The 13,191-nt window shown below is 39.6% G+C and carries 12 protein-coding genes and 2 pseudogenes; 8 read left to right on the top strand and 6 right to left on the bottom strand.

The genetic code is table 11. The features are described 5' to 3' along the window. Positions 1 to 20: 20 nt before the first annotated feature. From gndA to SH603_RS10400, 3 genes are all read right to left on the bottom strand, one after another. Positions 21 to 1,457 (bottom strand): NADP-dependent phosphogluconate dehydrogenase, encoded by a 1,437-nt coding sequence (gene gndA, locus SH603_RS10410; RefSeq protein WP_003664947.1) that lies wholly within the window; start codon positions 1,455 to 1,457, stop codon positions 21 to 23. Between the two features lie 143 nt (positions 1,458 to 1,600). Then, positions 1,601 to 3,082: a glucose-6-phosphate dehydrogenase gene (zwf, locus tag SH603_RS10405; protein ID WP_169478100.1), complete on the bottom strand. Its 1,482-nt coding sequence runs from the start codon at positions 3,080 to 3,082 to the stop codon at positions 1,601 to 1,603. A 291-nt stretch (positions 3,083 to 3,373) separates the two neighbouring features. Next, complete coding sequence (locus tag SH603_RS10400) at positions 3,374 to 4,552, bottom strand: CynX/NimT family MFS transporter (RefSeq protein ID WP_169471892.1); 1,179 nt, start codon at positions 4,550 to 4,552, stop codon at positions 3,374 to 3,376. 167 nt (positions 4,553 to 4,719) lie between these two features. Here SH603_RS10400 and SH603_RS10395 point away from each other — a divergent pair, with 167 nt between their 5' ends. Beyond that, positions 4,720 to 5,145, top strand: a complete 426-nt coding sequence (locus tag SH603_RS10395; RefSeq protein ID WP_169471893.1) for a VOC family protein — start codon at positions 4,720 to 4,722, stop codon at positions 5,143 to 5,145. A 49-nt stretch (positions 5,146 to 5,194) separates the two neighbouring features. Here the strand turns inward: SH603_RS10395 and nrdI are convergent, their stop codons facing one another. Then, on the bottom strand, positions 5,195 to 5,662 hold the full coding sequence (gene nrdI, locus SH603_RS10390) for a class Ib ribonucleoside-diphosphate reductase assembly flavoprotein NrdI (protein ID WP_003664939.1): 468 nt from the start codon (positions 5,660 to 5,662) through the stop codon (positions 5,195 to 5,197). A 128-nt stretch (positions 5,663 to 5,790) separates the two neighbouring features. Between nrdI and SH603_RS10385 the strand changes: the two genes are divergently transcribed. Further along, entirely contained in the window at positions 5,791 to 6,756 is a 966-nt protein-coding gene (locus tag SH603_RS10385; protein WP_321533933.1) for an IS30 family transposase, read from the top strand. A 188-nt stretch (positions 6,757 to 6,944) separates the two neighbouring features. Then, entirely contained in the window at positions 6,945 to 7,910 is a 966-nt protein-coding gene (locus tag SH603_RS10380) for an IS30 family transposase (RefSeq protein ID WP_321533932.1), read from the top strand. Here the strand turns inward: SH603_RS10380 and SH603_RS10375 are convergent. After that, complete coding sequence (locus SH603_RS10375; RefSeq protein WP_321534234.1) at positions 7,896 to 9,269, bottom strand: hemolysin family protein; 1,374 nt, start codon at positions 9,267 to 9,269, stop codon at positions 7,896 to 7,898. The two genes, SH603_RS10380 and SH603_RS10375, sit on opposite strands and share 15 nt — an antisense overlap. A 157-nt stretch (positions 9,270 to 9,426) precedes the next feature. Here SH603_RS10375 and SH603_RS10370 point away from each other — a divergent pair, with 157 nt between their 5' ends. The 4 genes and pseudogenes from SH603_RS10370 to SH603_RS10355 all read left to right on the top strand — a co-directional run. Next, a complete protein-coding gene (locus tag SH603_RS10370; protein WP_169471894.1) occupies positions 9,427 to 10,290 on the top strand; it encodes a multidrug ABC transporter ATPase in 864 nt (287 codons plus the stop codon). A gap of 17 nt (positions 10,291 to 10,307) precedes the next feature. Next, on the top strand, positions 10,308 to 10,832 hold the full coding sequence (locus SH603_RS10365; protein WP_169473324.1) for an NAD(P)H-binding protein: 525 nt from the start codon (positions 10,308 to 10,310) through the stop codon (positions 10,830 to 10,832). Further along, complete coding sequence (locus tag SH603_RS10360) at positions 10,795 to 11,376, top strand: DUF1836 domain-containing protein (RefSeq protein WP_169473322.1); 582 nt, start codon at positions 10,795 to 10,797, stop codon at positions 11,374 to 11,376. The genes SH603_RS10365 and SH603_RS10360 overlap by 38 nt, the downstream gene beginning before the upstream one ends. A 67-nt stretch (positions 11,377 to 11,443) precedes the next feature. Next, positions 11,444 to 11,587 (top strand): annotated as a pseudogene (locus SH603_RS10355) (MarR family transcriptional regulator); the annotation flags it as partial. Between the two features lie 33 nt (positions 11,588 to 11,620). Here the strand turns inward: SH603_RS10355 and SH603_RS10350 are convergent. Continuing rightward, entirely contained in the window at positions 11,621 to 12,751 is a 1,131-nt protein-coding gene (locus SH603_RS10350; protein ID WP_013923736.1) for an IS30 family transposase, read from the bottom strand. Positions 12,752 to 12,867: 116 nt separating this feature from the next. On the opposite strand from SH603_RS10350, the pseudogene SH603_RS10345 reads away from it, so the two are divergent. After that, positions 12,868 to 13,188: pseudogene (locus SH603_RS10345) on the top strand (MarR family winged helix-turn-helix transcriptional regulator); the annotation flags it as partial. Positions 13,189 to 13,191: the final 3 nt, after the last annotated feature.

The following is a 13,191-nucleotide window of genomic DNA, read 5'->3' as shown; positions in this document are numbered from 1 at the left end:
TCAAATCAAAATTTATTTGATTATTGTTCTTCGTACCAGCTGTAGTGGAAGTTACCAGGACGGTCAGTACGTTCGTAAGTGTGAGCACCGAAGTAGTCACGTTGAGCTTGGAGCAAGTTAGCAGGAAGCACTTCTGAACGGTATGAGTCGTAGTAACTAATAGCAGCACTAAGTGAAGGAACAGGAATACCAGCCTTAACAGCAAGAGCAACAACGTCACGAGTTGCCTTTTGGTACTTCTTAGCAATGTCCTTGAAGTAATCATCAAGAAGCAAGTTCTTCAAGTCTGGGTTCTTAGTGAAGGCATCAGTAATGTTTTGTAAGAATTGTGCACGAATAATGCATCCTGCACGCCAGATTTGAGCTAATTCACCGTACTTAAGGTTCCAGTCGTAACGTTCGGAGTCGATCCGCATTTGTTCGAAACCTTGTGCGTAACTCATAAGCTTACCGAAGTAAAGAGCTTGACGTACTTTTTCAATCATTTCCTTCTTGTCGTCGATTGAAATAGCTTCAGTTTCAACAGGCAATTCCTTGCTTGCTTGTACACGTTCGTCTTTCATCATTGAAATGTAACGAGCGTAAACAGCTTCTGTAATAACTGATTGAGGAGCACCACCATCAAGGGCAGTCATTGAACTCCACTTACCAGTACCCTTGTTAGCACCACGGTCAAGGATCATGTCAACAATAGGCTTGCTCTTGTCGTCGCCAAGGTCATCCTTACGAGTAAGGATATCAGCAGTAATGTCAACAAGGTAACTGCTTAATTCACCCTTGTTCCATTCAGCAAAAGTCTTAGCAATATCATCAACAGGCATCTTTAATACGTTACGCATGATGTTGTAACTTTCGTCGATTAATTCTTCATCACCGTATTCGATACCGTTGTGAACCATCTTAACATAGTGACCAGCACCATTTGGTCCAATGTAAGCAACACATGGCTTGCCATCTTCTTCAGCCTTAGCAGCAATCTTAGTAAGGATTGGAGCAACTAAGTCATAGGCTTCTTTTTGACCACCTGGCATAAGTGAAGGACCATGGAGGGCACCTAATTCACCACCGGAAACACCCATTCCGATGAAGTTGATACCAGACTTGTCTAACTTAGCGTTACGAGCCATAGTATCGTGGAAGTTAGTGTTACCACCATCGATTAAAACATCACCCTTGTCAAGTAATGGCAATAATTCGTCGATAAGAGCATCAGTTGGCTTACCGGCCTTAACCATCATAAGAATCCGACGAGGCTTTTCTAGTGAGTCTACGAATTCCTTAACAGTGTAGCTAGGTACTAACTTCTTATCGCTGTGGTCACGCATCATATCGTCAGTACGGTTACGGTGACGGTTGTATACACCAACCGTGAAGCCACGACTTTCGATGTTTAGTGCAAGGTTCTTACCCATAACAGCTAAACCAACAACACCAATTTGTGCTTTTTGATCAGACATTAAAGTCACTCTCCTCAATACTTATGTAATATAATTCACAACCTCGATTATAACAAAAATTAAAGATAGTGCAAACGCTAAACATCAATTTTTATTATAAAAAAGTAATTTACAGCAAGAATGCTATAAATTACTTTTAGTAACTAATGATTTAAACGATAAACCCACTTACGTCCATCACGAGCCAAGAGTTCGTCAGAAGCTGCTGGACCCATGGAACCAGGAGTGTAGTTAGGGAATTGAGGCTTTTCAATATCCCAAAGCTTACGGATAACATCGACAAACTTCCATGCATAAGCAATTTCAGCCCATGAAGCAAAGTTTGTGTGGTTACCTTCAAGTGCATCATGGAAAAGACGTTCATATGGTTCTGGAGATTCTTTCTTATCAGAATCACTTTGCAAGAAGCGTAAATCAACAGGTTCTGTCGTGAAGCCTTGACCTGCACGCTTAGCATTTAATTGGATTGCAAAACCTGAGTTAGGTTCAACAAAAATAGTTAATACGTTTGAGTTAAGGGATTGGTCACTTTCAGAACGGGGGTTAGCAAAGATATCGATTAATGGCTTCTTGAAGACAACATCAATACGAGTAAACTTGTCTGCTAGCTTCTTACCAGTCCGAACGTAGAATGGTACACCAGACCAACGATAGTTATCAAACATTAACTTAGCAGCAACAAAGGTTTCAGTACCAGATTCTGGATCAACACCATCTTCATGACGGTAAGCATTAGTTCCCTCACCAGCATCATATTGCCCACGGACAAAGTTAGCAGCTGCTTCTGATGGTGTGTAGAGACGAAGACTACGAAGAGCCTTAATCTTTTCAACTCGAACATCAGCATCGGTAAATGCAACTGGTTGTTCCATGGCTAATTGGGCAACAATTTGCATGATGTGGTTTTGTACCATATCACGTAATGCACCAGATTGATCATAGTAACCGGCACGTTCTTCAACCCCAAGTTTTTCACTCAATGTTACTTGGATGTTATCAATGTAGCGGTTATTCCAGAGTGATTCAATCATGGTGTTACCAAAACGTAATGCATGAATGTTTTGCACCATTTCCTTACCAAGGTAGTGGTCAATCCGGAAAATTTGATTTTCACTAAATGTTTGTGATAATTCATCGTTAAGCTTCTTAGCAGATTCAAAATCACGACCAAATGGCTTTTCAATAACAAGACGGTTAAAGCCATTGTCAGTTAATAATCCTTGTTTCTTCAAGTTCAATGCAATAGTACCAAAGAATTGTGGTGCCATTGACATGTAGAAGAGACGGTTGCCTTCAGCGCCAAATTGTTCATCTAATTCAGCAAGGCGTTGCTTAAGGATTTCGTAATGTTCTGGCTTAGTAACATCATGTGACTTGTAGAAAAAGTGTTTTGAGAATGCTTCTGCTTGGCCATCCTCAGTTTCTGGAATGTTGCTAATAGATTCACGAACGATTTGTTGGAATTCTTCGTCAGTTAATGGACGACGGGAAGTTCCTAGTAATGCAAAATGGTCAGCTAGGTAACCCTTTTGATATAACTTGAACAAAGCAGTATAAAGTTTACGCTTTGCAAGGTCACCAGTCGCACCAAATAATGTAATGACAGCCTTATTTTCTGTAGCCAAAATGTTCACTCCTTCTGAAATTTCAGAAAATTCTTATACCGTGACAATTATATACTCTTAAAGCACAATCTGCACTATCAAAGGAAACGTTTTCTGAGAAGATGTCTTAGAAAGGTGAAATGGACCATCACCGATAAATGGCTTGTTGATTAGTCTTTGGCAAGCTCTTATCAATTAATGGTCTAGATCAAAAAACTTTTAAAAGAAATTTGGAATCGGTTAAAATTATAGCTTATGAAAACAAAACTAACTAAAAAAGCTGGGAAAAATTCCGCAGTTTTGAAAGATATCTTAAACAAATTGTTTACGTTCTGCTATTACACCACAGACTGTAAAGAAGATAGCGGCAATAGCAATCACGATTAAACTTGCAAACCAATTATGTGTTTGTGAATAAAGGTTCCCGACAACGATAGGGCCTAATGCAGAAATTAAGTATCCTACTGATTGGACCATCCCAGAAAGGTTTCGGGTATCAGTGGAACTCTTGGTCTTTAGTCCGAACAAAGTCATTGCAAGAACGAAAGTAGTAGTTGTACCGGCACCAAGAAATAGGGCAACAAATATATAATAAACAAGAGAATTTACTGGGAAGAACATCATTCCAGTTCCAATTAAAGAAATGGTTCCCGCAAATAGCATAATTGGTTGCCGATTCTTCATCTTAGTAGCAATTACGGGGATTGCAAAGGCAAATGGCATTGACAATAACTGTAATAATCCAGCAACTAAACTTGCATTATCGCTGCTTAATCCGGCATCCATGGCAATTGTAGGCAACCAGGCAACGATACTATAGAAGACGAAACATTGTCCACCAAAGAATAAGAGCAACCACCATGCGTTTGCGTTTTTCCACATGTTAGTTCCACGATCGGTAGAATTGCTTTCGTTAGTGGCGCGTTGGTTATAGCGTAAGTTTGGTATCCAGATAATTGCAGCAATTAAAGCAACGATACTAATAATGATAACAGCTGTTTGCCAACTAGTAGCGTGGGTAATTGGGGTAATTGCGTAAGCACCAATTGCAGCAAATAAAGTCATTGCGACATTATACATCCCTGTTACACTACCAATTTGATTTGGCAACTTATCAGAAATAATTGCAGGTAATAAGACGTTAATACAAGTGATGGCAGCCCCGACTAGTATAGTTCCAATCATTAACGATGAGAAATTTAAAATTCGTAGATAGGAACCAATAAACATTAAAATCATTGCTAACTCAATCGTTAATTCATTACCAATTCGTTGAGCGAGTGCTGAAACTACTGATGATAGTAATCCGAAACAAAGTAGTGGAATAGTTGTTAAAATTCCTAAGCTAGTAGTTTCAACGTTAAAAGTTTGTGCAATGTCTTTAATGACAGATGGTATTGCTGTAATCGGCATACGCATACAAACTCCAAGGAAAAATAGTCCGAGAATTAGAAGTGGGCTATGCTTTTTAATTTTTTCCAAAAAATTCATCCTTTCATCCATAAGATTAGCTTGATAATAGACTAGACAATTATATCATAATAGGTCCCTCGTTATGATTAATATCCGGTTAGAAGTAGCTAATCCAATTGAAAGCTAGTTTGACGGAAAGCGATTCAAAATATATAATCAACAATGAATATTTTTGGAGGAACACTATGACGGCTATATACCCATACCTAACATTTGAGAATGCGAAGGAAGCAATGGCTTATTATGAAAAAGACTTTGGCGCCCAAATTACATATCACGAGGCTCTGACAAAAGAGCAGGCAGAAAGTCTTGGATTACCAGTTGATCAATTGGACCAGACAACTATGCGTGGTGAATTTATGATTGCTGGTCAAAAAATTATTTGTGCAGATGCAACGATGGGCAGTCCCCAAACGTCTACGCTAATTTCAATTTTACTTGATTTTGAAGAAGAGGAAGATAAAGCACGCGATTTGTTTAATCGTTTAGCAAAATCAGACAATCAACGTGTGACGGTACCATTTGGAGATTGGGTTCTAAATAATGTAATGGGGCAGATTGTGGATAAGTATGGGATAACATGGCTGATAAGGGCTAATAAACAAGGCTAAAATAAAAGCGGCTTGGATTGGATTTTCCAAGTCGCTTTTATTTTAGAAGTTAGGCGTTAATTTCGCTCCACCGTTTGGCTAAGATAGTATAAATTCGCTCAATATCTTGTGAAGTGCCCCGTAATTCATAATCTGCGAGAAATGGTGCGTCAAAATCTCGCGCATATTTACGAGCGGTTAAGCAATATTGTTCGTTAAAATTCTTATTACCGCTGCCTACTACGCCGACACATTGTTTGGCATTATCGTTGTAGGCAATGTATTCACCTAATGCATTTGTCATAATTTCAGTGAAACCAGAATCGATCCCGTTACCCCCATTTAAATATGTGGGCACGAAAGCAAAGAAGGGTTCTGTCTCATCGGCAGGAAGAGTTTGGTCGCTAACTTCTTTTAATTCAAGAAGTGGACGATCTTCGCTAATACTGTGCTGTTGTTTAGCATATCCCTGCATCCGCGTTAAGAAGGAACGGGTATTTCCCTCAAGCGAGATATAAATAATATTCATTGGTGCCATGTGAATTTCTTCCTTCTAGTTTAGATTTGTTTTAATATTACGCCGTTTGTAAAATTAAGTTAGAAAAATAGAAAAGCCATTTGTGGTAGACTTTTGAATACCCCTAAACAAAAGAAAGGAAACCACAAATGACTTACACCCATCTTACCACAAACGAGCTGACAATCATCGCCCATTCTTTCGTGCAAAAGCTTAAAGCGTACCGAGTGGCCCAAATGATCAACCGTTGCGCCGAAACCGTTTATCGCGTTTATCGTTACCTGGAAACCGGTGCCTCAATTGCTGATTATCAAGATCACTATATGCGCAATAAGCAACGTTGTGGCCGAAAACTTACTCAGTTGTCACTGGCTGAACTCACTTATATCAACGACAAAATTGCCCAGTGGTGGACGCCTGATACCATTATTGGGCGCGCTGAGCGCCCAATTAGTTGTAACCGGCGAACTCTTTACCGGATGTTTGAACGTGGCCAGTTCGGCTTCGATGTCCGTTCCTTGCCGATGCGAGGTAAGCGGCACCCGAATGGCTATGTCGAGCGCCGTGGGAAGGCTGGCCAATTGGGGCGAAGTATTCACGAGCGTGCCAAGGACTTTCCGCACTATGCCACTGAATTTGGGCACCTTGAAGCTGATACCGTCCAAGGCAAAAAGCACCAAGGGGCGGTAATGACCCTGACCGAACGCCAATCGAAGGTCGAAATTGTACTCAATGTGCACGAAAAGACGGCTAATGCGATTAACCAACACTTAAGTCAGTGGCTTCGGAAATTCCCGCGGCACTTCTTCAAATCGATTACCTTTGACAACGGAAAAGAATTCGCCGGCTGGCGCGAGATTGCCAATCAATTTGACCTTCACACTTACTTTGCCGAGGTTGGTGCTCCCAATCAACGAGGGCTGAACGAAAACAACAACGGTCTTTTACGCCGGGATGGCTTAACGAAACAGCTAGATTTCCGCAATCTTCCTGATGAATTGGTAACCCAACTGATGAGTAAGCGAAATAACCTGCCCCGTAAATCACTAGGCTATCGAACTCCATATGAAGTATTCATGTCTTACGTCACTGATGAGCAACTATTTTCTTTCTAACTTAAATTGACATTTCGGGTTATAAAATTATTTTAGTAGAATTAAGGATTAAATAAAAGGATAATCTTCTTATTGTTGCCAAAATGTAAAGTTTTATTTTCGCCGTTTGTAAAATTAAGTTAGAAAAATAGAAAAGCCATTTGTGGTAGACTTTTAAATACCCCTAAACAAAAGAAAGGAAACCACAAATGACTTACACCCATCTTACCACAAACGAGCTGACAATCATCGCCCATTCTTTCGTGCAAAAGCTTAAAGCGTACCGAGTGGCCCAAATGATCAAACGTTGCGCCGAAACCGTTTATCGCGTTTATCGTTGCCTGGAAACCGGTGCCTCAATTGCTGATTATCAAGATCACTATATGCGCAATAAGCAACGTTGTGGCCGAAAACGTACTCAGTTGTCACTGGCTGAACTCACTTATATCAACGACAAAATTGCCCAGGGGTGGACGCCTGATACCATTATTGGGCGCGCTGAGCGCCCAATTAGTTGTAACCGGCGAACTCTTTACCGGATGTTTGAACGTGGCCAGTTCGGCTTCGATGTCCGTTCCTTGCCGATGCGAGGTAAGCGGCACCCGAATGGCTATGTCGAGCGCCGTGGGAAGGCTGGCCAATTGGGGCGAAGTATTCACGAGCGTGCCAAGGACTTTCCGCACTATGCCACTGAATTTGGGCACCTTGAAGCTGATACCGTCCAAGGCAAAAAGCACCAAGGGGCGGTAATGACCCTGACCGAACGCCAATCGAAGGTCGAAATTGTACTCAATGTGCACGAAAAGACGGCTGATGCGATTAACCAACACTTAAGTCAGTGGCTTCGGAAATTCCCGCGGCACTTCTTCAAATCGATTACCTTTGACAACGGAAAAGAATTCGCCGGCTGGCGCGAGATTGCCAATCAATTTGACCTTCACACTTACTTTGCCGAGGTTGGTGCTCCCAATCAACGAGGGCTGAACGAAAACAACAACGGTCTTTTACGCCGGGATGGCTTAACGAAACAGCTAGATTTCCGCAATCTTCCTGATGAATTGGTAACCCAACTGATGAGTAAGCGAAATAACCTGTCCCGTAAATCACTAGGCTATCGAACTCCATATGAAGTATTCATGTCTTACGTCACTGATGAGCAACTATTTTCTTTCTAACTTAAATTGACATTTCGGGTTTGATAAAGTAGTAACGATAAAGCTATCGATATATGAATGACGATAATCTTGAATTTTTAAATCAAGGTTAGCTAGTTTGATCGTTTCTCCTTCATGAATATTATGATAATTATCTAACACATATCCTGATAAAGTAACCACATCGCTATCTTCAGAATCTTTAAGTTCAACATGGAAGAAGCGCTCAAAGTCATAAATGGTCGTTTTGCCATCAACCCGGTATTGATTTTCACCAATTTTAGAAATCATGTTATCTGAAACATTGTCGATCTCGTCTCTCACCGTTCCAAATAATTCTTCATAAATGTCTTTATCAGTAATAATTCCGCTGGTGCCACCATACTCGTCAACAACGACTACCATCGGCACCCGGGTACTAATCATTAACTTAAGAACTTCGGTAATTGGGGTGGTTTCAGGAGTAGTAGGCATATGGCGAAGAACTTTTGCTAAAGATACATCTCCGTTAATTTGCTTTTGCCGAATTAAGTCATAGTTAAAAACATAACCTAAAATCTTATCCTTATCATTATCAGCAACCACCGGTAAGCGGCTGTATTTCGTTTTAAGATATAGTTTAATCGCATCATTTACGGTTTTATTGATATCAATAACTGTTAATTGTGTGCGATCAATCATAATATCTTTAGCAACCTTATCGTTAAAGTCAAAGGCTCGTTCCATGTACAATAAATCGTTATGTTCAAGCTCACCGCCTTTGACAGCGTTTCGAGATAGGCTAATAATCTCACTTTGCGAAAGGACGTCTTGACTCTCATCAGCTGGCTTCATGCCTAACATTTTGACAATTCCGTTGGCAGAACTATTGAGCAACCAGACGAAAGGATAAAAAGTAATGTGAAAATAGTGCAGTAGGGTGGTAACAAACATCAAGGTCTTAATTGGAATATCAATACTGATGTTTTTAGGTACGATTTCGGTTAAGACAACTTCAAAATATGTTAGAAGAAGAACTCCCACGATGGCACTTATAACATGGATGACACTATTGTTTAGTGACCAGCTTGGCAGCGAGAGAGCATCAGTTAAGAGCTCTTCAATTGTTCCTTCGCCGACCCAACCGAGGATAATTCCACAAATTGAAACCCCTACTTGAGTGGTCGAAAGATATTCCGTTAAATTGGTGACCATTTTGATTGCACGGTTTATTTTCGCAGATGGTTTATCGCGCTTTGCTTGCATTTCTTCTAGGGCCGTTACCCGTGCTTGCACTAAGGCGAACTCGGCTGCTACAAAGAATGCTGCAAAGATAAACGTAATGATGATAATTATAAAATTTGTGAATAGTTGGCCCTCATTCAAAATAACATTCCTCATTTCGATTGGTAAGTACAATTTATGTATATTATTCTACCATTCAAATAAGGCGTTATAAATTAAAGCATGTTAAAAAGAAGGCCATGTTTATTTCGTTCATTACCTAAAAAATGATAAGATTAGTAAAGGTAGATAGCTTAGGAAAAGAGGTTATATAGTGAGTAGTATTACAATTAATGATTTAGTCTATGATGCTAAATCAGGAGACCAATTAGATAACGTTTCATTAGAACTAAAGTCACCACAAGTAATCGGAATTTGCAGTAACGATACAGGTGCAGCAACTGCATTAGAAGATTTATTATCTGTCCGTGGAAAAATTTTAAATGGGGATGTAACAATTAACGGGGTCCCATTCAAAAAGTATAAGCGTCAAAGCAAAAATGAAATCGGCCGAATTGATGATGTGGTTTTAAAAGGAAAAACAGTGGAGAAAGCCGTTGCCCACGCATTACGTCATCATAAAAATGCTTTAAAGCCAGAACAAGCACTTCAAATGCTTAAATCATTAAAATTTGAACCTGATCAAATGATTGCTGCATTAAGTGATGCTCAACAACTAGAACTACGGATAGCCCTTCTCCTTACTTGGCAATGTCCAATCGTTATTTTGAGTGATGCCTTTGACGGCTTGGAAGAAGATAAACGGCAAATGATTGGTCACCTTGTTAAAGACTATGCTCAAAAGGTCGATGCCTTAGTGCTTTTCACAAGTAAAAATATTTCAACATTGATGCGGTTTGCTCATACTCTTTATTACTTTAATGGCAGTCATTTGACTTCTGCACGTGATTTATCGATGAATGATGGAGTAGATTGTACTGTGACAGTAATGGGAACTGGTTTCCCAATCGATAATGCAGTAAAGCTAGGGGCACACATGTTGGAAGAAGCAGGTAATGAGACCCGTTTCCTTTTCACTGGAAATATTCAAACATTATTGCCATTACTAGAGCAAAGCACCATTACTGATGTCAGAATTGAAGATGCAACGATTGAAGATGAATTGATGGCTTACTAATAGATTTGGAGGTTGTGATGGGTCGGATAGTTTTTATTGGTCACCGGCATGACGATTTAGTACCAACTATTATCAAAAGGGTTCCAGAAGCGGTTGCGCTCACTAGTTTTAAATTTGAAATTCAACGTGGGGATGTGTTGTGTTGGCTTCCTACTGTTAATGAGTACGTAGATGATGAAGTGCAAGAGTTAGCTGAATTGATCGATTGTTCCCTGTTTTTACCATCAAAAATAGTAATGCTTTCGATTGCAGGAACAGCAGATGATGCGACCAATCGGCAACTACAGGAATGGTATGGACAACAGGCAACTCAGGCGGTCCTTGCTCATCAATATGCGGTTAAAATGATTGACGAATTTGAGTTACCATATACTATTATTAGAGCTTTGCCAATTACTAATGAAGAAACTTCTCTTAAGGTTGTTAGTGAAGGGGATGCTTTAGAAGGCAAAGAGATTGGATTAGGACAAGTAGCACAGATAATTGAACAAGCAGTTACTACCGATGATTTTCGGAATCAATCGATTGGAATTGCCCCATAAGAAAGCAGGTTGTGATATGGATAAATTAGAAGAATATCAACGATGGCAAAATAATTTAGCACGGGTGCGATTTCCACGATGGAAAGAATTACCTACACTAGGTTTGTATGTTGACCAGGTGGTGGCAATTGTAAATGAACAATTGAACCATTTGGGAATTGAGCCACTTACAAAATCAATGGTAAATAATTATGTAAAAAAGAAAGTTATTCAAGCACCAATCAAGAAAAAGTATGCTGTTAACCAATTAGTAGATCTTTTACTTATTGGATTATTAAAACCAAATTTTTCACTAGATGATATCCGTGCAGGAATTGCTCAGGTTACTATGAATTCTTATCCGCAAGCTGCCTATGACCGCTTTGTTGAAATTTTGAATGCACTTTTAGCTGGAGAAGAAATTCCAAGCAATAATGTGATTAATCCGCAGAATGATCGATTAATGACATTAGCACTGAAATCAGTTTTAACGCGAATGGATGCTGCTCAATTATTAACAGCAATGCAAAAAGTTGCTCAGCCGGCGCCGTTGGAAAATAATTAGCTTTGAATGTTTTGTTGCAATTACAACAAAAACGTTTTAATGTTGTAGACAAGGAGAATTTTTATCAATGATTGATATTTTACGTGAAATAGGGATGATTGATTGAGCCCTCGATTCGATTGCCAATATTGAGTTCAAGCAAATCGATTTAGCACGTGGTCAATACCTATATGTTGTTCGTATTTATGAGCATCCAGGAATTATTTCAGAACCCTAAATTTCAAGAATAAGTTAGCCACTGGACTCAAATAAATAATACTGACCAATTGATTATTGGTTGATGGAGCTGTGATATCTCTTGGTAGAAGGCCTTACGATAGATATCCATTGACGAATGTCCATTAAACATAGCTCGTGGATAGTGATTCATCCAATCATTAGTCGCTATGATCTGAGCACTACTATAGTTATTTATAGCTTCACCTTTGGTAATCTCCTTGCGGAGAAACCGGTTATTGATCTCATTGGATCCACGTTCCCAAGGGGAATACGGATCAGCATAGAAAACATGATCGTGAACTTGTGTTAACTCACTAAATTCTGAACCGTTGTCAGAGGTTATTGTCTTAAAGATGCGATAGTAAGCATCTGTGCCCATTTTCTGGCGTAAATTTATAAAGAACTGATTTACTGCATGCGCAGTTTTACCAGCAATTTTACTCGTGATATTAACTCGTGAAAGGCGATCAGTCATTACTAGTACAACACTGTCATTACCGTTTTTCTGTCCCTGAACTGTATCTAGTTCCCAATGGCCAATTTCGGACCGTTGGTCCGCAGTTTGAGGTCGTTGAGCAATATTAGGCCCTAAGCACCTTTTAGCTTGCGGATGAGTTCGATGATGCTTACGTTTAGGTTTTTCAAAGAGGTCTAAATTGGACGTACGAAGCACACCCTCATTAATCCATTGATATAAAGTTACAACCGACTTTGGGATCAGGGTGCCATCATTCATTAAATCTCGAGCCTTATAAATAACCGCTTGTGGGGAGTAATGGTGGTCGTCAAACTCACCAAGCATTAGCTGATCAGCTAATCGTAAAAATTGCTTTGAAGAATAATATAAGCGACGACGACCAGAATGGCGGTGATGTTCAAGATATGTGGCCTGACCAGCTTCATAACTATAGATGTAGTAAGAATATTCGTAAATCTTACCATTAGATTTTTGACGACGAAGTTGGCGGACCGTACCACGGTTGAGCTCGTTATTAATTGTTTGATGATTAACTCCTAATTGGCGACCAATTGCGCGATTGGAAAGTCCTTGCGACTTTAAAGTCGCAATCATCACACGTTCTTCTTTAGTAAGATGAGCATTCTTTTTATGAGTAGTCAATAAACTAGTAGACATGGTATCATTTAAGTGCGTCATTTGACGGACATCCTTTCATATAGGTTTGGTTCACTTAATATGATACCTGATGTCACGCCGAATGGCGTTTTTTATTTACCACCAACTGGGTGGCTAACTTCATTCTATAATCCACCATTATTTCAGAACAATTATCAAACTTGATAAAAGTAGACCGAACAACGATTGCCCGTGCTGTTAAAAAGCTTGAAAAAAACGGCTTTATTGAAAGAAAAAGTGATCCGACGAATAAGAAAATTAAACGACTCTATGTTACTCAAAAGGGGAAAGAGATTTATCCTTTTATTATTCGTGAAAACCAATTTTCAAATAGTGAGGCATTGAAAGGCTTCTCGGAAAAAGAGGCTCAGCAGGTTCATGATTATCTAGTTCGTATCCGGCAAAATATTGATGGTGATTGGGATACCGTAAAGCATGGGGGCAAACGTCAATACTAAATT

Source organism: Limosilactobacillus reuteri, assembly GCF_034259105.1.
Taxonomy (GTDB): domain Bacteria; phylum Bacillota; class Bacilli; order Lactobacillales; family Lactobacillaceae; genus Limosilactobacillus; species Limosilactobacillus reuteri_G.
The sequence above is the reverse complement of the archived record's forward strand: the minus strand, read 5'-3'. Positions and strand labels throughout refer to the sequence as shown.